Consider the following 22,557-nt stretch of genomic DNA (forward strand, 5'->3'; position numbering starts at 1 on the left):
ACGTGTCGACCTTGATCATTCGCCCCGCTGAGCGTGGCGACATTGCAGCAGTGGCTGCGTGGAACGCAGCGATGGCGTGGGAAACGGAACACAAGCACCTGGATCCGCAGGTGCTGGCGCACGGCGTGACGGCCGTATTCGATGAGCCACGTCGCGGGTTTTACCTGGTGGCTGAGCGTGACGGGGCGCCTGTGGGGTGCCTGCTGGTGACATACGAATGGAGCGATTGGCGCAACGGCGATTTCTGGTGGGTCCAGAGCGTTTATGTCGCGCCGGAAGCACGTCGTGGTGGTGTATTTCGCGCAATGTATGGCGATGTGGCGCAGCGGGCGAAGCAGGCTGGCGCCGTGGGGCTGCGCTTATATGTGGAAACGGAGAACCATCGTGCCCAGCAGACGTATCGGGAGTTGGGCATGCAGCAATGCCATTACTTCATGTATGAGCAAATGCTTGAGTGAGGTTTATGCGGCGAGGCTTTTCGGGTGAGCGGCTGCCAGAAACGCCTTTGCATCTACGACGTGGGCGACGCGCTCAACTGACGTAGCGTCGACACAGGAAGGAACGTGGATGCAGACGCTTGCCTGGCGCAAAACGTTGCGTATGAATGTGCAGATGCTGGTGGCGCGAGTCTCGCGCCAGGTTTACTTATCAGTGCCAGGACGCCCGCTTGCGCGGGAAGGGTGGCTTATTGCCGGACTATCACAGTTATTCCCGGGCAGTTATTCCCGGGTTTTGAATGGAATGCTTGAGCTTCAGAGCACGCCTTGCACACCGGCCCCAAACGCCGTGATCAACCGCGTATAGATCAGCTTGGGTGAGACGGCGACATCGGGGAAGTCGCCCACCGCGGTATAGCAGCGGGTGAAGTCAGGATTGTTTGGTTCCATGGGCGGACAATCGGGTTTCAGCTGATAGCTGGTGGCGTAGCGGAAGGGCCAGATGTCGAATAAAGGCAGTTTGGCAGAGAGATCGCCGATAACCTGGCTGACTTTCCCCAGGACAGGGATGGTGGGTTTGCGCGGTGCAATGACCCATGCGTTTTGTGGCTCGGTGGCGTCAAGGATGGATGCGCGCAACAAGGCGGCGAAGCGTTTGTCGTAAATGATCACGCCGGCTTCGGTGTTGTAGTGGACGGAGCGCGGGTCGAAGTTGTGCGAGCCGACCATGGCCAGCTGATCATCGATGACCAGGGATTTGGCATGCAGGCCAAACCGACGGCCGGGGCTGATCAATGGTGCCGGCCGGTTGCGACGACCGTTGCTGCCGAACAGTCCGGGGCGCCGGTCGGTGCCGGGAAAGCGTCGCCGCCGTGTGCCCGATGCACCAGGGGTGAGTGGCTCGCCATCGTCTTCGTCGATCACATTGGCTTGCATGTAGGCGGCGTTGGCGAATTCGGCGTGCGGCTTCATCTCGTAGATATCGAAACCGTAGTCGGTGAGATAGCTCTTGCGGTGTTTGTAAGACAGCGCATAGACCGCGAAAGCATCGGTGGATGCCAGCGAATTGGTGGATACGATGATGTGCGGCGGTGGATCTTCATGATGAAGTCGCTTGAAGATCTTCTCCGCGCGATGACTCATGACCAGGTAAGGCGTCTGCAGGATCACCTCGTGCTTTGCACTGCTGACCAGGTGCATGAGGTGCTCCGTGAACTCCTGCACGCTGCGCCGATCCGGTTCTTCGGTCTTGGCCGGCCGGTCGCTGAAGTACTCCACCTTGCTGGTGTACAGGCTGGTGTCCAGGATGTGTTTGGCGAGCCAGTCCGGGTCTTCGGCCTCGGCCTGCACTTCCGCAACACGCGCAGGATACGCGTAATGCGGCGCCGGCCACGGTGGCGGATCAGGATCATGGAGAATCAGCCGGTTGACGTCGCGCAGATGAGTCAGCGGTACCGAGCGTTTGTGATGCCAGAACAGGTTGAAGCTGGCGGCCATCTCGCGTGCGGCGGGGCCGCCAACCATGACTTCGCGATCGACGTAATCGAAATCGTTGTCCCAGTTGAAGTAGCGGTCCTGATAATTGCGGCCGCCAGTGATGCCGATGCTGTCGTCCACCAGGATCAGCTTGTTGTGCATGCGCTGGTTGAACTTCATGAAGCAGCAAATGACACCCGCCGCGAACTCCAATGGTGGCGTATGCGAGTTATGGAAGGTAGGGTTGTACAGGCGGATGTGAAAGTTGGGACTGACACGCGTGATCCGTTCAAGCAGGCTGGGGTCTTCGAACGAAAACAGCTGGTCGGCAAGGATGCGTACTTGGACACCGCGTCGTGCGGCGCTGATCAGTTCATTGAGGATCAGCTGGCCAACATCGTCTTCGTCCCAGATATAGGTTTGCACGTCAATCGAATGCCGTGCTGCGCGGATCAGGTTGATGCGTGCGGCGAGCGCCGCCTCGCTGTCGTTGAGCAGGGTGACGACATGTTCCGGTTTATCAGGCGTGGAGTCGGCCAGGGCTTTGTCAGCGGCCTCGAGCAGTGGCGATGGCGTGGCGCAATGATCGGCACGCGCGCAGCTGGGATCGCGATCTACGCTGGCGGCGACGATGCTGTCGGCATGCCGTATCTGTGCCCGGCTCAGCGCGCAGCCTTGCAGCAAGGCTGCCAGCGACAAAACGATGAAAAGGCTGTAACGCGAGCGCATACGAGGGATGCTCAGGTGCATAGGAAGCAAGTGGTCCGCTGTGTCATGGGGCTGCTTGCCTGAATGATGTTCCGCTCACGTATCCACATACGTTTCACATTCCTGATCCGCGCGCAAACCGATGCCTGCGTGGACGCGGCATCGAGCGAGCCCATCATAACGGTGACTTAGCGAACTTCGCGTCGCAGGGTGATGCTAAGGTTCAGGTCGACGCTGTCGGAGAGTGCGACACGGTCACTGTCCATGCCGTAGGTGCTGCGCTGGAGATTGCCGTGCAGGTTGATCTGGCATGGTGTCGCGGCCAGCCGTTCGCAGTGCAAGGGGGCGACTGCAAAGCGGATGGGAGCAGTGACGCCGCGCATGGTGAGATACCCGGTCAAGCTGCCGCCATGGTCCAGTTCGGCTTGCGCGATGGGGCTGGAAACGAAATGAATGATCGGATGATGTTGCGCATCGAAGAAAGCCGGCGCGAGTACCCATTGGCGCAGATGCCTTGAGGACATGGCGACGCTGTTGACAGGGATGGTCGCGTCGACCACCCAGCTGTCCGGATGCGGACCTGGCAGTACATCGCCGTCGACATGCGTGAAATGGCCGTTGATATTGTCAAACCAGAGCAGCCGGACGCGGAACATGGCTTGCGAGGTGTCCGGGTCGATGCGGTATTCGCGTTGGTAGCCTGTCGCGAACGTGCAGCACGAGAAGCAGACCAACGACGCGAGGAACCAGATTGCCGGTTTACGCATGCTGCGTAAACCATAGTTCATGGCGACCAGAACGCATCCAGTCGTGCGTTGCCCGGCTCCAGCGGGCCATCCAAATGAAGCACGGCGAGTCCGGCCGGCGGCATGCCACGGAATTCATCCGAACGACCTTCAACCAGCAACGCTACCAGGCGCTCAATGCCGGGATTGTGGCCGACCAGCATGACGGTATGGGCGTCCCCGTGCTGGTCGAGCAAGGCAAGGAGCTCGCCCGGCGTGGCGTTGTAGATCTCGGAAGCGAGTTGCATGGCTGGCGCATCGCCGAGGGCGGAAAGCGCCAGGTTGGCGGTGGCGCAAGTGCGCTCCGAAGGGGAGCAGAGGATGCGATCGGGCTGCTTGTGATGAGTCTTGAGCCAGGCGCCCGCCGCGCGGGCTTCTTGCTCGCCGCGGCCGCTGAGGCGACGCACCGCGTCTTCGCCACCGGGAGGGGCGGGTTGGGCTTCGGCGTGTCGAAGCAGGATCAGTTCGTGCATGGAAATGGTTTCTCTTCAGTGCGATGCGTCTAGTGCTGGCGCTTGATCCAGCGCAGCAGGGGCGTCCAGTCTTGTTGATGGCCGCGAACTTGCTCGGAGCCATAATCGAAGATGCCCTTGCCTAGCGAGGTCAGCAATACATAGGCCTGGGTATCGCGTAGTTGGGCCACTACTGGGAATGGCGACTGCTCGGCCAGCTGCTCGATGGCATCCTGGCTGGCGTGTGTCCATGGCTTGAGCCGGTTGCCAACCAGGGCGACCGGCAGTTTGCCGCGTTTAATGCGATTGATGCCACGCAGATGGCTGAGGAAACCTAGCGTAGCGTGAAGGTCGAAGGAGGATGGCAGCACCGGTACTAGCAGGATATCGGCGCGCTCCAGGTAGGGCTCAAGTTCTTTTTCATGCGAGCCGGCCGGTGTGTCGATCAATACGCGCTCGGTATCGTCCGGCACCTTATCCAGTGCTCGCCGGCCGCCTTCTAGCGCGAGCACACCGGGTACGTTTTCCGGCCGCAGTGACGCCCAGCGATAGCTGGAGCCTTGCGGATCACCATCGACAATGGCGGTGCGTTTGCCATCCTGTGCCCAGTGTGCGGCCAGTTGCGTGACCAACGTGCTCTTGCCGCAACCGCCTTTGCTGCTTGCTACCAGCACCGTAAGCATCGGTTACCCCTAGTGGCGTGAGGTGGGCCAAGGGTAGCGGGGGAAAGGGAGTTTGGGAAACAGGGGCGATTGATGAAGAGGAGCGGCGGGGCATTTTTCACGCAACCCTTGCCGCCCGCTCGGGTCATTCCGCCTTGTGTGGCTGCCAGTCGGTAGGGGCGTCCGTAGGGATGCCGTCATCGTGCAGGGCCGCAAGGACCAGGCTCATTTGCGTGCCGCCATTGCGGGCCAGGGCGAGCAGATGTTGCGACCGCGCCCTGTCGTTTTCGGCGCGCAGCGAGAGTTCGGCAAAGTTTTGCACTTGCCAGATCAGGTTGCGCCGGGCGTTCCGGGCGTCCTGCTGTTGATTGGGATCGGGGTTGAGCACCTCGCGCAGATGCAGGCCTAGCGAGCGAGCCAGCGGGCTGGATCCCCATTCCAGGATTTTCCCGAGCTTCAAGCAGTCGTCCTTGATCGATGCATCTTTGGATGCATGGTCTTCGCAATAGGTGGCGGTATCGCGCAGGGCCGGCTGCGGCATGCCGGCGGCCGTGCTGAAAGCGATCAGCGCCTGCACACCGTTTGCGCCGGCCGCGGAGTTCGGGTCGAACGTAGCGCTGGGCGGCGGCAGGGTACTGACAGCATTGGCCAGCACTTTCATCGCGACACCGCTGTAATCGTCATAAAGCTGGGCAGCGGCTGCCTTGGCCAAGTCCTGCCGTGCGTCGTCGTTCTTCAAGGTGTTGACGTCCACGCTCAGCTTGACCAACCACACAGCGGCGTTATCCGGCGCTTGCTCAACTAATTGGGCCAGGGCATGGGCATTGGGACAGGCATGGATGCTGAGGTCGCAGTCGGCCAGATCGGCCCAGGCAACCGCAGGGCCGGCGCCGTCGCTATGGGTCGCGCGCTCGATCAGGGCATGGAAGCTGTTTAGCTTGGTCCGGTTCGGTAGTGGGCGCGCTAGCAACGCAGCGGCAAGCAGGCGATCCGGATCGGCGCTGGGAGCAAGTACGCTGACCAGATCGCTTTGGAAGGAAATCAGAGCCTTTTGGCGCGCCTGGGCGGCCCTGGCAGCGTTGGGTGCTGCGGCATGAGTGCGGGCGGCTACGGCGGTAGTGCCGAATACGCAGGCGAGAGCAAGGGCTAAAGTGCGCCATCCACGCATGGAAAAGGTTCCGTTGATGTCATAAAGCGACCAGCATAACCGGCCGGCATTGAGGTGGTTCTGAACAGGAGCCCCACGCGTTCGCGATGCGGTAGTCGTACTCAGGCAAGTCATGCGCTGCTCTTGTAGCATGGCCGCTTGCGCGTTGCGGTACACAGGAGAAAGCTGTGGAGTCGTTTTCAATGCTGGCCGAAGGGCATGCCCCGTGGTTTGTCGGATGGGGCACGTTGGCCTTGATCAACGCCGGCCTGGCACAGGGGAAAAATCGCAGCGGCTTGCTGTGGTTCTTGCTGTCAGTGCTGTTTGGTCCGTTCGCCACGCTCGCTATCGTTTTATTGCCGAAGGTGCGTAGCCGGATTTTCTAAGGGCTTGGAACTTCCTCCTGGTTCCAGTGGAGAGCATGGGTGCAGCCTCTCCACGATCGCCCCTGATCCGAATCCTCTCTCCGCAAGCGGAGAGAGGAGCTAGGCGTGCATGGCTTAGTCGCCGAGGGCTTCGCGCATGAATTCGGGTGTGGCCAGCGCGCCCTTGTGCACATCGGCATTGTAGTAGCGGGTGGTGAAGTTCTTGCTCAGCGCGCCGCGTTCGCGGAATCCGGAAAGATCGCCGCCTTTGCGTGCCATCGTGCAACTCCACCAGCCAGTCGGATAGCACGGTTGCGGAAACGGCAGTGTCTTCACTGCGCTAAAGCCGGCAGTGCGCATGGCTGCCCGCATGGACTTGATCAGCTCAAGGTGCGCCAGTGGCGATTCGCTTTGCTGCACGAGAATGCCGCCGTGACGCAAGGCTTTGTAGCAGCTTGCATAGAACGCCGCGTTGAACAGGCCTTCGGCCGGTCCGACCGGATCGGTCGAGTCGACGATGATCAGGTCCAGCGATTCCGGTTCGGCCTCGGCCATGTATTTGATGCCATCGATGAACAGCAACTCCGCGCGCGAATCGTTGTTCGATTCGCATAGCTCGGGGAAGTACTGCTCAGCGAGACGTGTAACGCGCTCGTCGATTTCCACCTGGGCGGCGTGCTCCACCTCTTCGTGCTTGAGTACTTCACGCAGCGTGCCGCAATCGCCTCCACCGATGATCACTACGCGCTTGGCGCGCGCATGGGTGAACAGCGCCGGGTGCGTCATCATTTCGTGGTAGAGGAAATTATCGCGGCTGGTGAGCATTACGCAGCCGTCGATCACCATCAGGTTGCCCCAGTCGGTGGTCTGGTAGATCTCGATGGTCTGGAACGGTGTTTTCTCGGCATGCAGCAGCTTTTCAACGCGATAACCGATGGAGGAGCCGGAAGCCTGGTGGGCTTCGGTGAACCAGCTGGGCTGCGACATGACAGAGAAATCCTGTGGAACGTGGTCAAAGGAAAGCGATTGTAGCGGCAACTGTTGCTGCCGGGAGGATCGGTCTGGGTTTCCTGAGTGTGGGCCGCGTTTTATGGCACGCGAAAGCTACGGCCGGCCTCGCTGACCCCGAATTGTCTTGGGTCGACGCTACAATAAGCGTCCGGGTCGCCGTGTGCGGCGGCCCGTCAGGCTCTCCCGGCCCCGCGGCGTGCGAGGCTTCCGGCCGGCGGGCTTTGTGTTCGTCAAGGCTCGCCGCTGCGACGACGTCGTCCCCCCGGGGTCTTCATGACCCGTATTAGGAGATACCGTCACATGGCGAATGCCTGGAATACTGATGCCGCCCGACACACGTATGCCGTGCCTTATTGGGGCGACGGCTACGTCGACATCAACGAGGCGGGCGATATGGTGATTTGCCCGCATGGCCCGACAGGCCCAGGTTTTTCGCTTCCCGAAATCGTGGAGCGCGCACGCGCGGAAGGCTTGCGCCTGCCATTGCTGGTACGTTTTCCCGACATCCTGGCGGATCGGCTGGCGCGTTTGCAGGGTGCGTTCGATAAGGCCATTCGCGAATGGCATTACGCAGGCGGCTATACAGCCGTCTATCCGATCAAGGTGAATCAGCAGCGCGGGGTGGTGACCGAGCTGGTGGCTGCAGGGGAAAGTGGTTTCGGCCTGGAAGCAGGTTCCAAGCCGGAATTGATGGCAGTGCTGGCGATGGCGCGGCCCGGCTCGATCGTTATCTGCAATGGCTACAAAGACCGCGAATACATTCGCCTGGCGCTGATCGGGCGCAAGCTGGGGCTGCGCATCCATATCGTGATCGAAAAGCTTTCCGAACTCGACCACGTGATCGCGGAAGCAAAGGCACTAGAGGTGGAACCGTTGCTTGGCGTGCGCGTACGCCTGGCATCGATCGGTGCCGGCAAATGGCAGAACACGGGCGGTGACAAAGGCAAGTTCGGACTTTCGCCGGCACAGGTGTTGAGCCTGGTGGCGCGATTGGACGAGGCAGGCCTGAAGCACACGCTGAAGCTGCAACATTTCCATATGGGCTCGCAGATTTCCAATGTGCGTGATATTGCCAACGGCATGCGCGAAGCCACGCGTTATTTCGTGGAGCTCACGCGCATGGGCGTGCCGCTGGAAATAGTGGACGTCGGTGGCGGTCTTGGCGTGGACTACGAAGGTTCGCGTTCCCGCAGCCACAATTCCATCAACTATTCACTTGAGCAGTATGCCGCGACGATCGTGCAGTCGTTGGCCGAGGCGGTAGACGCGGAAGGGCTTCGCGCGCCGCACATCATCACCGAAGCAGGACGTGCCATGACGGCGCATCACGCTGTCATGGTGGTGAATGTCAGTGAGGTGGAGTCGGTACCCTCAGGGAGCCTGCCGCCACCCGAAGAAGACGAACCCACCGTACTTCGCCACTTGCGCGAAGTCTATGATGAACTGGACGCGCGCCCACCGCTGGAACTGTTCCATGAAGCCCAACATCACGTGCAGGAAGGCCAGACCTTGTACGCGCTGGGCCAGTTGTCATTGACTGCGCGCGCGCAGCTGGACGAGCTGTACTACGCCATCGCCAATGCTGTGCGCGCACGGCTGCTGCCGTCCGAACGCGCGCATCGCCAGGCCCTGGACGAACTCGATGAGAAGCTGGTCGACAAATACTTTGTCAATTTCTCGGTATTTGAATCCGTGCCGGATGTGTGGGCGATCGATCAGATCTTCCCGATCGCGCCCATTGCCCGCTTGAACGAAGCGCCGACGCGGCGCGGCGTGCTGGTCGACCTGACATGCGATTCGGATGGCCGTATCGACCATTACGTGGATGCGGAAGGCGTGGATGTCAGCCTGCCATTGCATGCCTTGAAGGAGGGTGACTCCTACCGGCTAGGCATCTTCATGGTCGGCGCGTATCAGGAAACGCTGGGCGATATCCACAATCTGTTCGGTGACACCGATGCGGTGAATGTGCGTGTCGAAGGCGGCAATTATGTATTCGCCCATAAGCGCCGGGGCGACACGACCGACCTGATGCTGGACTATGTCGGATATGACCTGGAAGCGCTCCGCCACACCTACCACGAACGCATTGCCGCAGCGGGATGGACGGGTGAGCAGGCGAAAAGCCTGTTTATAACGTTGAATGAAGGCCTGACGGGCTATACCTATCTATCTGAGGGCGTGCGCTAGTCATGCGGCCCGGATGTTTCGAGCGGTTGTCGAAACATCCTGCGGTGGATCCGCGTGTCGCCCAGGCAGGACGCCGAGAAGGTGCGTTGTCGTGCTTTCTCGGTGCGTCGCGTTTGGTGCATGCCCGAATGTGGCGACAAGGATCAGGTACTGAGCGGTCTATTTGCGGCAGGTCATGCTGGACCTCCGCTGTCCGGTTGTTTTTGAACCATCGGATGGATTCTCTCCCTCCCCCTTTCCCCTCATCTGAAGGAGTGGCACATGGCAAGTCTCGACGGCAAGGTTGCATTGATCACGGGCGCCGCTAGCGGCCTGGGCAAAGCTATCGCCGAGCTTTATGCGAAAAACGGTGCGGCGGTGGCAATTGCCGACATCAATCAGCAGGCAGCGGACGCTGCAGCGGCGGAGATCAACGCGGCCGGAGGCAAAGCCATCGGCATCGCCATGGATGTCACCAACGAGGAAGCGGTGAACGCGGGGACGGACAAGACCGTCGAAGCGTTCGGCACTCTGGACGTCCTCATTTCCAATGCAGGTGTGCAGATCATTAATCCGATCGAGCAATTCGCCTTCGCAGACTGGAAAAAGATGCTGGCTATCCATCTCGACGGCGGCTTTCTCACCACCAAGGCGGCGCTCAAGCACATGTACAAAGACGATCGCGGTGGCACGGTGATCTACATGGGCTCAGTGCACTCGCATGAGGCATCCAAACTGAAATCGGCCTACGTCACGGCAAAGCATGGCCTGCTCGGCCTGGCACGTACGCTGGCAAAGGAAGGGGCAGCACACAATGTGCGCTCGCATGTGATCTGCCCTGGCTTCGTGCGTACTCCGCTGGTGGAAAAGCAGATCCCCGAGCAGGCCAAGGAGCTGGGTATCAGCGAAGCGGACGTCATTAAGAATGTAATGCTCAAGGACACAGTGGATGGTGTATTCACCACCGTGGAGGACATTGCGCAGACGGCGCTGTTCCTGGCGGCATTCCCAAGTGCGGCGCTGACCGGGCAGAGCATCGTGGTTAGCCACGGTTGGTATATGCAGTAGCCACGGCACACCAACCTCTCGCTGGGTGTGAGCGTCAACTGCCATAGCCGTCATCAGCCGTCATCTCTGTGAAAGCAGGGATCCATCTCGCATGAGTTGCCAAGGGCCATGTGCTCATAAGCACTGATGTAAGGCCTTGAAAAGGGATGCCCGCTTTTGCGGGCATGATGACTGACAAGTGCGTTGTGCAGAGCGTCCACTTCTCTGGAGAGACGTGTCGAGGTGACTGTTACTCATAAGGGAGTACTCATGAAAATCGCCGACATCAAAGCGAATGCTTTCGCCATGCCGTTCACCAGCCCTGCTTTTCCGAAAGGGCCTTATCGCTTCATCAATCGCGAGTTTCTGGTTATCACTTACCGCACTGACATGGATGCGTTGCGCGAAGTGGTGCCGGAGCCGCTGGAGGTCACCGAGCCGCTGGTGAAATACGAATTCATCCGCATGCCCGATTCCACGGGGTTCGGTGATTACACCGAATCCGGACAAGTGATCCCGGTGAGCTTTCGCGGCGAGCGTGGCGGCTATGTGCACGCGATGTACCTCAATGATCATCCGCCGATTGCGGGTGGCCGGGAGTTGTGGGGCTTTCCTAAGAAACTCGCTACGCCCGTGCTGGAGACGGAAATCGACACCTTGGTCGGCACGCTCGATTACGGCAAGGTGCGCGTGGCGAAGGCAACCATGGGCTTCAAGCATCGGGAAGCCGATCGCGAGGCGATTATGGCGGGGTTGGCGGCGCCCAATTACTTGCTGAAAATCATTCCGCACGTCGACGGCACGCCACGCATCTGCGAACTGGTGCGGTATTACACGAGCAATGTCACCTTGAAAGGTGCCTGGACAGGGCCGGCCTCTCTGGAGCTGCATCCGCATGCCCTGGCGCCTGTTGCGGAATTGCCGGTTCTCAAAGTGGAGTCAGCCGTGCACTACGTCACCGATCTCACCCTCGATCTGGGAACGGTGGTTTATGACTATCTCGACGAGGCGAAGGCTTAGGAACAGGAATCGCCATGGTTGCGAACACATCATCATCCAAGGTGGCGGCACGGCATCCTGTGCAGGATGCCTATAAAGTCACCGCGCTGGTTCTGCAGGGTGGCGGAGCACTCGGTGCTTATCAGGCCGGCGTGTATCAGGCGCTGGCAGAAGCAGGGCTGCATCCGAACTGGATCGCTGGAATTTCCATCGGTGCCTTGAACGCGGCCATCATCGCCGGCAATGCACCCGAACAACGTGTCGAGCGTCTGACCGAATTCTGGGAGACCATTTGCAAATCGGCGTTGTGGCCCCATAAGCCGCCGCTGTCCTGGCCGGATGGGTTAGCTCTGCCGCAGATGTTTCGCGAAGGCATCAATACGCTATCGGCGTGGCAGGCCCTGACGGAAGGGCAGTCGGGGTTTTTCCAGCCTCGCGTACCACCCCCTGTACTGCAATGGCACACCACGCCCGCAACGGCGAGTTGGTATGACACGGCACCGTTGCGGCAAACGCTGGAGCGGTTGGCGGATTTCGACCGTATCAACGACGCGCGTAATTTGCGGGTATCGATTGGTGCCGTGAATGTGCGTACCGGCAACTTCGCTTATTTCGACAATCGTCACGAAAAGCTGCGCCCGGAGCATTTCATGGCCTCAGGTGCGTTGCCACCCGGGTTCCCTGCCGTCGAGATCGATGGGGAGTACTACTGGGACGGCGGCATGGTTTCCAATACGCCGCTATACAAAGTGCTGACGGAACGCCCGCACCGCGATGCGCTGATTTTCCAGGTGGATCTGTGGAGCGCATCCGGCGCGCTGCCGCGCGACATGGGGGGCGTGGCCGAGCGCGCCAAGGACATTCAGTTTTCCAGCCGCACGCGCCTGGTGACGGAGTACATGCATCAAAGCCGTGAGCAGCAACGCTTGCTGCATGAGCTGATGGCATTGGTGCCGGAGGAAAAGCGCGGCGATCCGGCGTTCCGGCGCGCCGAGCGCTACGCCAACGGTGCGCTCACCAATTTGATCCACCTGATTTATCGCGACAAACCCTATGAAGGGCACTATAAGGATTACGAATTCAGCGCCGTGACCATGCACGAGCACTGGCAAAGCGGACTGACTGATATGCGTCACACTCTGACGCGCCCTCGTTGGCTCGACCCACCGAGCCCGGACGATCCGTTCGTGACGCACGACGTACACCGTTCGCTCAACCACGATTGATGTTTCAAAGGACCACGCATGACTCTCAAGGCAGCTTTCATCGGCCTCGGCGCTATGGGCGAACCCATGGCTGGACATCTCAAGCAGCATGGCCTGTTGCAGGCGGTGGCAAACCGCACGCATGCCAAGGCGGAAGCGCTGGCGCACGCCTTAGGCGTGGCGGCGCCGGCAACACTAGCGGAGCTGGCCGAGCAGTGCGACGTAATCGCGCTGTGCGTCACGGCCGATGCCGATGTGTTGAGCACGGTTGATGCGCTGGCATTGCATGTAAAGCCGGGTGCCGTCGTGATCGATCACTCCACGGTCTCCCCCGATACGGCAAAGCAAGCAGCTGCGCGGCTGCAGAGTGCGGGCGCTCATTTCCTGGATGCCCCTGTATCGGGTGGCGTCGAGGGAGCCAAGAACGGCAAGCTTTCGATCATGGTTGGCGGAGATGCCGCGGTGCTCGAGCGCGTACGGCCGGTGCTCGAGGCCTACGCTTTGCGCATTACGCATCTGGGCGATATTGGCGCAGGACAGGCGACCAAGGCGGTGAACCAGGTGTTGGTAGCAGGCATTGCCCAGGCAGTGTGCGAAGGGCTGGCCTTGGGTGAGGCGCTGGGGCTCGATCCGGAGCGGCTGATTCCCACACTGGGCGCCGGCGCTGCGGGTAATTGGTTTCTCGAGAAGCGCGGCGCCACCATGTTGAAAGATGAGTTTAGCGTGGGCTTCAAGCTATCCCTGCTGCACAAAGACCTCGGCATCGTGCGCGGTATTGCAGAGAAAGCAGGTACGGCGCGCGTGGTGATCGAGCAATCGTTGGCCGACTACGCCGAGTTGATGCAGCAAGGGCATGGCGATGACGATATTTCTGGGTTGATCCGGCTCAAGCGTCGTCATGCGTAAGCGGCGATGAAAAATAAAAAGGGCGCCACCGATGCGCCCTTTTGTTCGATGGATACCTGCTGGCTGAAAAACGCTTCAGCCGCCAGCCTTCAACGCAATCGCCGGAATGCCCGCTGCCGATAGGCGTTGCTTGGCGGCTTCCAGAGCCGTTGCGGAGTGGAACGGTCCCAGGCGGACACGATGATAAGTCTGGCCGCCGATATTCACTGACTGCACATTTGCGACGAAACCCTGCAGCGCCAGCTTGGCCTTCAGCGTTTCGGCTTCGGCTGCACTCGGGAAAGCGCCGACTTGCAGCAAGAAGCCACTGGAACCGGAAGCTGAGGAAGGTGGTGCGACTGCCGATGGCGGAGCTGCGGTGATGTTTTGCGTTACGGCGGCAGGCGCGTTTGCTGGCAGCACGGGTGCGGCTGGCGTCGCGGCTGCCGCTTGCTGCTTCTGGGCTGCCGCTTGTTGCTGCTCCGCCTTGGCTTGCGCACTGATCTCCGAGTCGGGGATGCGCACTTCTTTTTCCGATAGCACGGAATAGAAGTCGTACTGCGGCTTCTTCGGCGTGGTAGCTGTCGGGGCAAGGCCTTCATCACTGCCTGGCTGCGCCGTAGCTTCAGGGTTGGGTTGCGGACCCTTCGGCGTCATGGGTACCAGCGAGTGGCGCATCAGTACGACGACGACAAGGCCACCGATCAATATGCCGATCAGGATGCCGGCCCAGGCCGGGAATCCGCCGCCATTGTTGCGAACCGCCTGCCGGCCTTTGCCTTTGCGTGCTGCCATTTACATCTTCTCCGGGGCGCTGAGTCCCAGTAAATCCAAACCGTTGCGAAGGACCTGCCGAGTGGCGACAGCGAGTGTGATGCGCGCATCGCGCAATGCGTCGTCGTCCACGATCCACTTATGTTCGTGATAGTAACTGTGAAGTGCGCCGGCGAGTTCACGCAGGTATTGCGCGATCAGGTGCGGTTCCAGATTGTTGGCCGCGGCTTCGACGACTTCCGGGTAGCGTGACAATTCCGTCAAAAGAATTTGCTCGTGTTCGCTATCCAGGCGTGCCATATGCGCAAGGCCCGCTTGGGTGTCTACGGGCGGCAGGCCGCGTTCGGCCAATTCCTCAAGCACGCGGCATACGCGCGCGTGAGCGTATTGGATGTAATAGACGGGATTGTCGTTGCTTTGCGAGCGGGCCAGGTCGATATCAAACACAAGCTGTGAATCACCCTTGCGGGCGATCAGGAAGTAGCGCGTGGCGTCCCGACCGGCTTCATCAATCAGGTCGCGCAAGGTGATGTAGCTGCCGGCGCGCTTGGAGATTTTCACTTCCTCACCACCGCGCAGCACCGTCACCATCTGGTACAGCACGTAGTGGGGCCAATCTTTGGGGATGCCACAATCCAGCGCCTGCAACCCGGCCTTTACACGGGCGAGGGTACCGTGATGATCCGAACCGAGCACGGTGACCGCATTTTCGTAGCCGCGCTGCCATTTGCTACGGTGATAGGCCACATCGGGCACAAAATAGGTATAGGTACCGTCGGACTTGCGCATCACGCGGTCTTTGTCGTCACTGAAGTCGGTGCTGCGCAGCCACAGCGCACCGCCTTCTTCATAGGTGTGACCGTGGGCGATTAGCTCGCGTACGGTTTCTTCCACCTTCCCGCCGGTGTAAAGCGAGGACTCCAGAAAGTACACGTCGAACTCGACGCCAAAAGCTTGTAAATCCAGATCCTGTTCGCGGCGCAGATATGCCACGGCGAAGTGGCGGATGGCTTCAAGGTCATTCGGATCCTTGGCGCCGACCACGGCATGGCCGTCCGCGATCACAGTGTCTCCAGCCAGATAGGAGCGGGCGACGTCGGCGATGTAATCGCCGCGATAGCCGTTTTCCGGCCAGTGCTCGGCATCCGGCGTGATGCCATGTGCACGTGCTTGTACCGAGATGGCCAGGTTATGAATCTGGACGCCAGCGTCGTTGTAATAGAACTCGCGTTTGACGTTCCAGCCGGTGGCTTCAAACAGGCGGCTGATGCAATCGCCCAGTGCCGCGTTGCGGCCATGTCCTACATGCAGGGGGCCGGTGGGATTGGCCGATACGAATTCCACGCCCACCGTATGGCCGGCACCCCTGCGATTGCGGCCATAGGCTTGGCCCTCCGACAGAATGCGAGCCGTTTCGACGTGATAAGCAGCCGGAGCCAGAAAGAAATTGATGAAACCGGGGCCTGCAATCTCGACCTTGGCGATAGAAGCGTTGCCGGGCAGGGCGGCGACCAGCTTCTCGGCCACGTCCCGGGGCTTGGCGCGAGCGGCCTTGGCCAGCAGCATCGCTGCATTGGTAGCGAAGTCGCCGTGCTCGCGGCTGCGCGCACGCTCCACGACGAAGCCGGGCAATTCGATATCGAGGGGCAGGGCGCCATCGCCCTGAAGGGTCCGGATAGCCTGGAGGACCAATTCGCGCAACGCTTCTTTCACGGGAGGGGATCAATCAGGATAGAACCGCGCATCGTAGCAGACGGTCGAGACAGCGCCGCCTGCTTCCTTCATTCGGAACCTCATCGGAAGAGATCGGTGCTGCGTCGCAGTGGATTGCGCTGTGGATAAGTCTGTGAGGAAAGTGAAGGTCACGTGTGCATCTAAGCCTGTTTCCCCCGTAGAAACCTTATTGTCATGAAAAAATTTGTTTTAAAACAATAAATTAAAATGTGAACTTGATGTGCTTTTCGGTAATGAAGCGATAAGTGAGCAGGAACGCGCAATGTGCATAAGTCTTGCCATCTGTGGCGGACGTCGCACTGTCAGCGATCTTTGGCCGTTATGTCATATGACAGTCATGCCGCATCGCGACAATGTGCATGTATCACCGGCGTCTCCCCCGTCGGCTCGATACGGGACTGCCGCATCCCTATACCCTCCCCTCATGCGGCTCCCGGCGCGATCCTTCTGGTTCGCGCCGTTTTTTTTGCGCCTCTAAATCAGGCCGCGCGCTGCCATGGATACCGGTTCGGCGTGGCCGATGATGAGGTGATCCAGTATCCGGACGCCCACGAGCTGGAGAGCCTTGATGAGCTCTCGGGTGACCGCCTGATCGGCAGCACTTGGTTCGGCGAGGCCGCTCGGATGATTGTGAGCAAGGATGACGGCAGCCGCATTGTGCCGAAGGCAGGCCCGGACGACTTCACGTGGATGGACGCTGGCGCCGTCAATTGTCCCTCGAAACAGCTCTTCAAAGGCGAGCACGCGATGCCGATTGTCGAGATAGAGGCAGGCGAATACTTCATAGGGCAAATGGCGCAAACGGGAGCGCAGGTAATCGCCGCTTTCCTGTGGATTGCTCAATGTGGGGCGGTCGGTCAACTGCTCGGCCAGACTGCGACGAGCCAACTCCAGGGCCGCGGCGATGCGCGCGCGCTTGGCAGGTCCCAGGCCCGTTGCGCGGATTTCATGATCGTGGCGAGCGAGCAGTGCGCCAAGGCTGCCGGCTTGCATAAGCAGCTCACGCCCCAGGGCGATGGCATCCTTGCCGCGGACGCCGCTGCCTAGCAAGACGCCCAGTAGTTCAGCGTCGGACAGCGCGCCGCTGCCATGGGTCAACAATTTTTCGCGAGGTCGCTCGCCTTCCGGCCACTGTCGAATGCTCATGTGACAAGCATCCCGTTTCGGGCGCCTGTCTGGACAGCAGTCACCGCAGATGATTCCGGTAAGCTAGCCGTCTGCTTGAATGTCGGACCTCGCTTACATGAGTCTTCCCCAACGCCGCATCGTGCTAGGAGTGTCGGGTGGCATCGCTGCCTATAAGTCCTGCGAACTCGTTCGCCGTTTGCGCGATCTCAGCGCGCATGTACGCGTGGTGATGACCGAGAATGCGACACGATTTGTGACGCCCACGACATTCCAGGCGTTGTCCGGAGAGGCCGTGCGGGTCAGCTTATGGGATGAATCCGCGGAGGCCGCGATGGGCCACATCGAACTGGCGCGCTGGGCTGAGCGCGTGCTGATTGCCCCTGCCAGCGCGGACCTGATGGCGCGTCTTGCCCATGGGCACGCCAATGACTTGCTGACGACATTGTGTCTGGCGACCGCAGCGCCGGTGTATCTGGCACCGGCCATGAACCAGCAGATGTGGGCGAACGCTGCGGTGCAGGCCAATCTCGTTACGTTGCGTACGCGCGGCGTGCATGTGCTGGGACCTGCTTCCGGCGACCAAGCCTGTGGCGATATCGGCTCTGGCCGTATGCTGGAGCCACATGAGCTGCGCGACGCAATCATGGCGTCGTTTGCCGATCAAGTGCTGAGGGGCAAGAAGGTCGTAGTGAGCGCGGGGCCGACTTACGAGGACATCGACCCGGTACGTTTCATCGGCAACCGCAGCTCTGGGCGCATGGGCTTTGCCGTGGCAGAAGCGGCCGCGCAGGCGGGCGCGCAGGTCACACTTGTGGCGGGACCGGTCAGTCTCGCAACGCCATCAGGCATTGCCCAGCGGATCGACGTGCGCAGCGCTGCGCAGATGCACGCTGCTGTAACGAAAGCGGCGGCAGAGGCAGATATCTATATCGGTTCGGCAGCGGTCGGCGATTACCGGCCAAGTACCGTGGCGACACACAAGCTAAAGAAGCGCGACGGCGCGGATCTCACGCTGCAGCTGGCGGAGAACCCGGACATTTTGGCTAGCCTTTCGGCAAAGCAGCCGCATCCGTTTCTGGTCGGCTTTGCGGCTGAAACGCAGAACGTGGAGAAATACGCGCGTGACAAATTGGAACGCAAGGGCCTGGACATGATTGCCGCCAATCAGGTGGGCGACGGTTTGGGATTCGAGACGGCCGATAACGCGATTACGCTTTACTGGTCTGATGGTTCGCTGGAGCTGCCGCGCACGGACAAGACCGCGCTTGCCTGCCAGCTGATCGAGTGCATTGCTACGCGCTACAAGGCGGTGCGGGGATGATCGACATCGAAGTGAAGATCCTCGATCCGCGTCTTGGGGATAGCATTCCTTTGCCGGAGATGGCCACCACAGGGAGCGCGGGCATGGATTTGCGCGCAGCGCTGCAAGAACCCTTGACGTTGGCGCCCGGGGAAAGTGTATTGGTGCCGAGTGGCATGGCCATTCATATCGGCGACCCAGGTTGGTGTGCACTGATCGTGCCGCGCTCCGGGTTGGGCCATAAACACGGCTTGGTGATGGGAAACCTGGTGGGCGTGATCGACGCGGATTATCAGGGGCCGTTAATGATTTCGTGCTGGAACCGCGGCGTTCAGCCTTACACCATCAGTGTGGGAGAGCGCATCGCGCAGCTGCTGCTGGTGCCGGTCGGGCAGCCGCGCTTGCGGGTAGTCGAGGCGTTCGTGCCGTCGGAACGGGGTGAGGGCGGCTTCGGGTCCACCGGAAAACATTGACACCATCGGGGAATGGGCATGGCGATGAGCGGAGCACAAGCGCGGTTGTCAGGTTTGCGCTTCGAGTGGGGACGGCTGCTGATATTGGCAACAGGTACCTTGCTTGTCGCAGTCGCCGCTTTATGTGCCTGGCAGACATGGTTGATTGCCGACCAGGGCAGTGCCGTCGCCCAGGTGCACGCCGCGCAAGATCGGGCCGTGCAAGTGTTGACGGCAGAGATTGCCAAGCAGCGCGAGGCGGTCGACAGGGCCGCCACCGGTCTTGATCTGAGCGGCTTGCCGACAAGTGCTCCACAAGTTTTAGCTGAGTTCAAGCAACGCTTGCCTCAGGCGCTAAACGTGGAGCTGTACAGTGCAAACCTGGATGAAGTGCTGCACGCCAACTATCGCCAGTTCGGCTACGCCAAAGCTGCGCAGCTGATGGCTGCCCCGGATGCCGAAGGCGTCCCTCCTGTGGAGGCGGAACTAAAAGGGCCACGCGATCGACGTCTGACGATCGTGCAGTCGTTGGGGTCGCAGCAAAAGCCGCTCGCATGGGCGTGGCTCGAATTACCGTTCGCGCCGATTGCACAACGTTTCGATGCCATTCCTATCGGTGCCGGCCGCTTGCAGCTCAACCAAAGCACTGATCGCGGCGATAGTTTGCAATTGCTAGTACGCGGTAGCACTGGCGCAGTGGATGTCGAGCCGGTAGGTAAGCCGATTCCGGGCAGTAATTTCAACATCGTGGCGGTATTGCCCGGTGCTTATATCGTGCTACCGCCATCGTGGCCGCTAGCGGCCTTGATGACGCTAGTTTGCCTTGGCAGTGGCATCGGTTTGTTTTGGTTGTTCGCGCGGATGTCCGCGCCTCGCATAGTCCCCGTTGAGGAAGAAGCATTGTCGGATATCACACTCACTCCATCTGTGCCGGAACCCGTCAAGCCGGTAGTGCGCTCTGAGGCGTCCAAGCCAGCATCGGCTCCGGTTAGCATCGATCCATCCATTTTTCGTGCTTACGATGTGCGCGGAGTGGTCGGCAAAAGCCTCACGCCGGAGGTTGCCAGATTATTGGGCCAGGCCATCGGTACCGTGATGCAGGAGAAAGGCCTGCAAGAAATGGTGGTCGGTCGTGATGGGCGCTTATCCGGCCCCGAGCTGGCGGGTGCGCTGTCGGATGGTTTGCGTGACGCTGGCATCGACGTAGTCGATATCGGTGCGGTCCCGACTCCTGTCGTTTATTACGCCACGTACCGATTCAATACCGGTTGCGGCGTGGCTGTGACGGGTAGTCACAATCCGCCTGATTACAATGGCTTCAAAATCGTGGTGGGCGGTGAAACGCTTTCCGAGGGGTCTATCCAAGACCTCTATCAGCGCATCGCGAACCGTGCCTTGGCGTCCGGCGGACATGGCAGCTTGCGTCACGTCGATGTGGTGCCGGACTACATTGAGCGGATCACTTCCGACGTGCAGACGGAACGGCGTTTGAAGTTGGTGGTGGATTGCGGCAACGGGATTCCAGGCGCGGTCGCGCCCCAGGTGCTGGAAGGCATCGGCTGCGAAGTGATTCCGCTTTACTGCGATGTCGACGGGAATTTCCCCAATCACCACCCAGATCCCTCCGATCCCCATAATCTGGAAGATCTGATTTTGTCGGTGAAGCAAACTGGCGCGGACCTTGGCGTAGCCTTCGATGGTGATGGCGATCGTCTGGGCGTGGTCACGCGTGCCGGCGAGATCATCTTTCCCGACCGTACCCTGATGCTGTTCGCACGCGATGTGCTATCGCGCCAACCGGGCGCGACCATCATTTATGACGTCAAATGTACAGGGCATTTGAAGGGGCAGATCCTCGACGCAGGCGGCAGCCCTCTGATGTGGCGTACGGGTCACTCGCTGATCAAGGCGAAAATGCGCGAGACAGGAGCAGAGTTGGCCGGCGAAATGAGTGGTCATTTCTTCTTCAAGGAACGCTGGTACGGCTTCGACGACGGCATCTATGCGGGTGCGCGTTTGCTGGAAATTCTTGCCGGGGATCTTGAGGGTCGCACGCCAGAGGAAATTTTCGCGACGTGTCCCAAGGGCGTTTCCACCCCGGAACTCAAAGTGGAAATGGCCGAGGGCGAGCATTACCGCTTTATCGAAAAGTTCCGGCAAAAGGCAGATTTCGGCGACGCCACCCTCGTTACCATCGATGGTGTGCGTGCCGATTGGCCGGATGGCTGGGGCCTGGTGCGCCCATCAAATACCACGCCGATCCTGGTGTTGCGTTTCGACGCCGACAACGCAGCGGCCTTGAAACGGATCCAGGAGGCATTTCGGACCGAGTTGTTGGCGGTCGATCCGACGCTGAAACTACCGTTCTGACGTGATGCTTGCCTCTGACCGCCCGGCGTGCGTTTATGCGCCGGGCTTGATCAATAGCCCCGGTCCGCCTTTTGTGCGACTTTCAGCGCGCGGTAGTGCTGCAGTTCCTGCGCCTGCTGCTCCACCATGGTTTCACGATGGGCTTTCTGTCGCTCCAATAGGGCGCGTTCGCCGGCAACGACATTGCGTTGCGCGGCAATCTGGTCAGTGAGGAATTTCGGTACGGGTTGCTTACTGCGCTCGTCGTCGGCGGCGCGGTTCAGCAGATCGGTCAGCGCGGCGTCCTGACTGTGCAAGTTGACGCGTGTGGTACTCATTTGCTCGTCGAGATTTTCCAGGACCTGCTGCTGCTCAAGTTTAAGTGCGTCTTCATCGGGATAGGTGTTGAGCAGTTCAATGTCGTGGCGCTTTTGTTCTTCGATAACGCGCTGCTGGGCAGCTTGTTCTTCCGCCTGCTTCCGCGCAGCTGCTTGTTCAGTGGGCGTGAGTTGGCGCTGGACGTGCGTGACCACCATCCCACTGTTATTGATGATGTCGTACCCGTACTTCACGGCATTATCGGTAAGGCTGTCGCTGAAATGCGGCAGCCCGGTTGAGTCCACCCAACGGTAGCGGACACCATTACCCGAATGGTTGGTTTGTGCCATGGCCAGCCCGGCAAGACCGAGTGACAAGGCGATGAGCATGAGTCGGCGCATGATTCCTCCTCGCTCCAGTATAGCCAGTGGTTTTGACAAGCCGTGTGGTGGGTGTGCCCGGGCGTGACTGGCGTCACTGCCCGACTCCCAGGCTCATGCGCTGACGCCGTAGCGTGCCCGATAGGCGATCATGCGCTCGTGCTCTGCCTGCAGCTCAGGACGCTCGCTAGCGTAGGCGAGCACGTCACTGAAGCTCGTGATGGCGACGACGGGAATGCCATAGTCGCGCTGTACCTCCTGGGCTGCAGAAAGTTCTCCCTGGCCGCGTTCCTGCCGGTCGAGCGCAATCAGGACGCCAGCGGGTATGGCGCCTTGCGCACGGATGAGGGCTAGCGATTCGCGTACGGCGGTGCCGGCGGTCATGACGTCATCGACGATCAGCACGCGTCCCTTCAGGGGGGCGCCGACGAGTACGCCGCCCTCGCCATGGTCTTTGGCTTCCTTGCGGTTGTACGCCCACGGAAGGTCGTGCCCATGTTGATCGGCCAAGGCAATAGCAGTGGCGGCAGCCAGCGCGATGCCCTTGTAGGCGGGGCCGAACAGCATGTCCACATCCAACTCCGAATGCATGACGGCAGCAGCGTAGGCTCGTCCGAGGCGAGCCAGTGCGGCGCCTGAATCGATGCGCCCCATATTGAAAAAATAGGGGCTGATGCGGCCGGATTTGAGCGTGAACTCGCCGAAGCGCAGTACCTCGCGCTGCAGGGTGAGCTCGATGAAGTCGCGCTGGTAAGTGTGCACGGCGTGGCCTCG

21 protein-coding genes are annotated in these 22,557 nt (G+C 60.4%); 10 read left to right on the forward strand and 11 right to left on the reverse strand.

The genetic code is table 11. From position 1 onward, the window contains the following. The first annotated feature begins 2 nt into the window (after positions 1 to 2). The gene (locus tag AC4HNJ_RS10005) at positions 3 to 458 is read left to right on the forward strand and encodes a GNAT family N-acetyltransferase (RefSeq protein WP_490479415.1); all 456 of its coding nucleotides are present in this window, start codon (positions 3 to 5) and stop codon (positions 456 to 458) included. A gap of 294 nt (positions 459 to 752) precedes the next feature. Here the strand turns inward: AC4HNJ_RS10005 and AC4HNJ_RS10010 are convergent, their stop codons facing one another. From AC4HNJ_RS10010 to AC4HNJ_RS10030, 5 genes are all read right to left on the reverse strand, one after another. Next, on the reverse strand, positions 753 to 2,642 hold the full coding sequence (locus tag AC4HNJ_RS10010) for a phospholipase D-like domain-containing protein (protein WP_490479416.1): 1,890 nt from the start codon (positions 2,640 to 2,642) through the stop codon (positions 753 to 755). 167 nt (positions 2,643 to 2,809) lie between these two features. Further along, positions 2,810 to 3,388 carry a YceI family protein gene (locus tag AC4HNJ_RS10015; RefSeq protein ID WP_490479417.1) on the reverse strand — a complete coding sequence of 193 codons (579 nt, stop codon included), beginning with the start codon at positions 3,386 to 3,388 and terminating at the stop codon, positions 2,810 to 2,812. 17 nt (positions 3,389 to 3,405) lie between these two features. Then, entirely contained in the window at positions 3,406 to 3,879 is a 474-nt protein-coding gene (locus AC4HNJ_RS10020) for a SixA phosphatase family protein (protein ID WP_490479418.1), read from the reverse strand. Between the two features lie 29 nt (positions 3,880 to 3,908). Next, positions 3,909 to 4,541, reverse strand: coding sequence for a nucleotide-binding protein (locus tag AC4HNJ_RS10025; RefSeq protein WP_490479419.1), 633 nt, complete (start codon positions 4,539 to 4,541; stop codon positions 3,909 to 3,911). A 124-nt stretch (positions 4,542 to 4,665) separates the two neighbouring features. Next, positions 4,666 to 5,688 (reverse strand): hypothetical protein, encoded by a 1,023-nt coding sequence (locus tag AC4HNJ_RS10030; RefSeq protein WP_490479420.1) that lies wholly within the window; start codon positions 5,686 to 5,688, stop codon positions 4,666 to 4,668. A gap of 182 nt (positions 5,689 to 5,870) precedes the next feature. On the opposite strand from AC4HNJ_RS10030, the gene AC4HNJ_RS10035 reads away from it, so the two are divergent. Next, positions 5,871 to 6,053, forward strand: a complete 183-nt coding sequence (locus AC4HNJ_RS10035; RefSeq protein ID WP_490479447.1) for an antitermination protein NusB — start codon at positions 5,871 to 5,873, stop codon at positions 6,051 to 6,053. Positions 6,054 to 6,167: 114 nt separating this feature from the next. Here AC4HNJ_RS10035 and speE read toward each other — a convergent pair whose 3' ends face one another. Further along, a complete protein-coding gene (gene speE, locus AC4HNJ_RS10040) occupies positions 6,168 to 7,019 on the reverse strand; it encodes a polyamine aminopropyltransferase (protein WP_490479421.1) in 852 nt (283 codons plus the stop codon). Between the two features lie 324 nt (positions 7,020 to 7,343). Here speE and speA point away from each other — a divergent pair, with 324 nt between their 5' ends. The 5 genes from speA to AC4HNJ_RS10065 all read left to right on the forward strand — a co-directional run bounded on the left by speA (position 7,344) and on the right by AC4HNJ_RS10065 (position 13,369). After that, positions 7,344 to 9,233, forward strand: coding sequence for a biosynthetic arginine decarboxylase (gene speA, locus AC4HNJ_RS10045; RefSeq protein WP_490479422.1), 1,890 nt, complete (start codon positions 7,344 to 7,346; stop codon positions 9,231 to 9,233). A gap of 261 nt (positions 9,234 to 9,494) precedes the next feature. Further along, complete coding sequence (locus AC4HNJ_RS10050; protein ID WP_490479423.1) at positions 9,495 to 10,280, forward strand: 3-hydroxybutyrate dehydrogenase; 786 nt, start codon at positions 9,495 to 9,497, stop codon at positions 10,278 to 10,280. A gap of 249 nt (positions 10,281 to 10,529) precedes the next feature. Further along, positions 10,530 to 11,279, forward strand: a complete 750-nt coding sequence (locus AC4HNJ_RS10055; protein WP_490479424.1) for an acetoacetate decarboxylase — start codon at positions 10,530 to 10,532, stop codon at positions 11,277 to 11,279. A 14-nt stretch (positions 11,280 to 11,293) separates the two neighbouring features. After that, on the forward strand, positions 11,294 to 12,484 hold the full coding sequence (locus AC4HNJ_RS10060; RefSeq protein WP_490479425.1) for a DUF3734 domain-containing protein: 1,191 nt from the start codon (positions 11,294 to 11,296) through the stop codon (positions 12,482 to 12,484). Positions 12,485 to 12,502: 18 nt separating this feature from the next. Then, on the forward strand, positions 12,503 to 13,369 hold the full coding sequence (locus tag AC4HNJ_RS10065; RefSeq protein ID WP_490479426.1) for an NAD(P)-dependent oxidoreductase: 867 nt from the start codon (positions 12,503 to 12,505) through the stop codon (positions 13,367 to 13,369). 75 nt (positions 13,370 to 13,444) lie between these two features. Here AC4HNJ_RS10065 and AC4HNJ_RS10070 read toward each other — a convergent pair whose 3' ends face one another. The 3 genes from AC4HNJ_RS10070 to radC form a co-directional block, all read right to left on the reverse strand. Then, positions 13,445 to 14,143 carry an SPOR domain-containing protein gene (locus tag AC4HNJ_RS10070; RefSeq protein ID WP_490479427.1) on the reverse strand — a complete coding sequence of 233 codons (699 nt, stop codon included), beginning with the start codon at positions 14,141 to 14,143 and terminating at the stop codon, positions 13,445 to 13,447. Further along, positions 14,144 to 15,835, reverse strand: coding sequence for an arginine--tRNA ligase (gene argS, locus AC4HNJ_RS10075; RefSeq protein WP_490479428.1), 1,692 nt, complete (start codon positions 15,833 to 15,835; stop codon positions 14,144 to 14,146). Between the two features lie 495 nt (positions 15,836 to 16,330). Next, positions 16,331 to 17,002 carry a RadC family protein gene (gene radC / locus AC4HNJ_RS10080; RefSeq protein ID WP_490479429.1) on the reverse strand — a complete coding sequence of 224 codons (672 nt, stop codon included), beginning with the start codon at positions 17,000 to 17,002 and terminating at the stop codon, positions 16,331 to 16,333. A 97-nt stretch (positions 17,003 to 17,099) separates the two neighbouring features. Here radC and coaBC point away from each other — a divergent pair, with 97 nt between their 5' ends. Genes coaBC through AC4HNJ_RS10095 form a run of 3 tightly spaced genes read left to right on the forward strand, consistent with a single transcriptional unit; the run spans position 17,100 to position 21,106 of the window. Next, complete coding sequence (gene coaBC / locus AC4HNJ_RS10085) at positions 17,100 to 18,305, forward strand: bifunctional phosphopantothenoylcysteine decarboxylase/phosphopantothenate--cysteine ligase CoaBC (protein ID WP_490479430.1); 1,206 nt, start codon at positions 17,100 to 17,102, stop codon at positions 18,303 to 18,305. Beyond that, positions 18,302 to 18,757 carry a dUTP diphosphatase gene (dut, locus tag AC4HNJ_RS10090; protein WP_490479431.1) on the forward strand — a complete coding sequence of 152 codons (456 nt, stop codon included), beginning with the start codon at positions 18,302 to 18,304 and terminating at the stop codon, positions 18,755 to 18,757. Before coaBC ends, dut begins: the two co-directional genes overlap by 4 nt. 18 nt (positions 18,758 to 18,775) lie before the next feature. Continuing rightward, positions 18,776 to 21,106, forward strand: coding sequence for a phosphomannomutase/phosphoglucomutase (locus AC4HNJ_RS10095; protein WP_490479432.1), 2,331 nt, complete (start codon positions 18,776 to 18,778; stop codon positions 21,104 to 21,106). Between the two features lie 50 nt (positions 21,107 to 21,156). On the opposite strand, the gene AC4HNJ_RS10100 is transcribed toward AC4HNJ_RS10095, so the two are convergent. Together AC4HNJ_RS10100 and pyrE are read right to left on the reverse strand one after the other, a co-directional pair. Continuing rightward, positions 21,157 to 21,804 carry a DUF4124 domain-containing protein gene (locus AC4HNJ_RS10100; protein WP_490479433.1) on the reverse strand — a complete coding sequence of 216 codons (648 nt, stop codon included), beginning with the start codon at positions 21,802 to 21,804 and terminating at the stop codon, positions 21,157 to 21,159. A gap of 93 nt (positions 21,805 to 21,897) precedes the next feature. Then, positions 21,898 to 22,545 carry an orotate phosphoribosyltransferase gene (pyrE, locus tag AC4HNJ_RS10105; protein ID WP_490479434.1) on the reverse strand — a complete coding sequence of 216 codons (648 nt, stop codon included), beginning with the start codon at positions 22,543 to 22,545 and terminating at the stop codon, positions 21,898 to 21,900. Positions 22,546 to 22,557 lie beyond the last annotated feature (12 nt).

Source organism: Dyella sp. SYSU CM1112 (assembly GCF_058216415.1).

Coding starts and splice junctions, on each gene's coding strand:
- AC4HNJ_RS10010 (WP_490479416.1), bottom strand. CDS start 2,642: ATGCGCTCGCGTTACAGCCTTTTCATCGTTTTGTCGCTGGCAGCCTTG.
- AC4HNJ_RS10015 (WP_490479417.1), bottom strand. CDS start 3,388: ATGCGTAAACCGGCAATCTGGTTCCTCGCGTCGTTGGTCTGCTTCTCG.
- AC4HNJ_RS10020 (WP_490479418.1), bottom strand. CDS start 3,879: ATGCACGAACTGATCCTGCTTCGACACGCCGAAGCCCAACCCGCCCCT.
- AC4HNJ_RS10025 (WP_490479419.1), bottom strand. CDS start 4,541: ATGCTTACGGTGCTGGTAGCAAGCAGCAAAGGCGGTTGCGGCAAGAGC.
- AC4HNJ_RS10030 (WP_490479420.1), bottom strand. CDS start 5,688: ATGCGTGGATGGCGCACTTTAGCCCTTGCTCTCGCCTGCGTATTCGGC.
- AC4HNJ_RS10035 (WP_490479447.1), top strand. CDS start 5,871: ATGCTGGCCGAAGGGCATGCCCCGTGGTTTGTCGGATGGGGCACGTTG.
- speE (WP_490479421.1), bottom strand. CDS start 7,019: ATGTCGCAGCCCAGCTGGTTCACCGAAGCCCACCAGGCTTCCGGCTCC.
- speA (WP_490479422.1), top strand. CDS start 7,344: ATGGCGAATGCCTGGAATACTGATGCCGCCCGACACACGTATGCCGTG.
- AC4HNJ_RS10050 (WP_490479423.1), top strand. CDS start 9,495: ATGGCAAGTCTCGACGGCAAGGTTGCATTGATCACGGGCGCCGCTAGC.
- AC4HNJ_RS10055 (WP_490479424.1), top strand. CDS start 10,530: ATGAAAATCGCCGACATCAAAGCGAATGCTTTCGCCATGCCGTTCACC.
- AC4HNJ_RS10060 (WP_490479425.1), top strand. CDS start 11,294: ATGGTTGCGAACACATCATCATCCAAGGTGGCGGCACGGCATCCTGTG.
- AC4HNJ_RS10065 (WP_490479426.1), top strand. CDS start 12,503: ATGACTCTCAAGGCAGCTTTCATCGGCCTCGGCGCTATGGGCGAACCC.
- AC4HNJ_RS10070 (WP_490479427.1), bottom strand. CDS start 14,143: ATGGCAGCACGCAAAGGCAAAGGCCGGCAGGCGGTTCGCAACAATGGC.
- radC (WP_490479429.1), bottom strand. CDS start 17,002: ATGAGCATTCGACAGTGGCCGGAAGGCGAGCGACCTCGCGAAAAATTG.
- coaBC (WP_490479430.1), top strand. CDS start 17,100: ATGAGTCTTCCCCAACGCCGCATCGTGCTAGGAGTGTCGGGTGGCATC.
- dut (WP_490479431.1), top strand. CDS start 18,302: ATGATCGACATCGAAGTGAAGATCCTCGATCCGCGTCTTGGGGATAGC.
- AC4HNJ_RS10095 (WP_490479432.1), top strand. CDS start 18,776: ATGGCGATGAGCGGAGCACAAGCGCGGTTGTCAGGTTTGCGCTTCGAG.
- AC4HNJ_RS10100 (WP_490479433.1), bottom strand. CDS start 21,804: ATGCGCCGACTCATGCTCATCGCCTTGTCACTCGGTCTTGCCGGGCTG.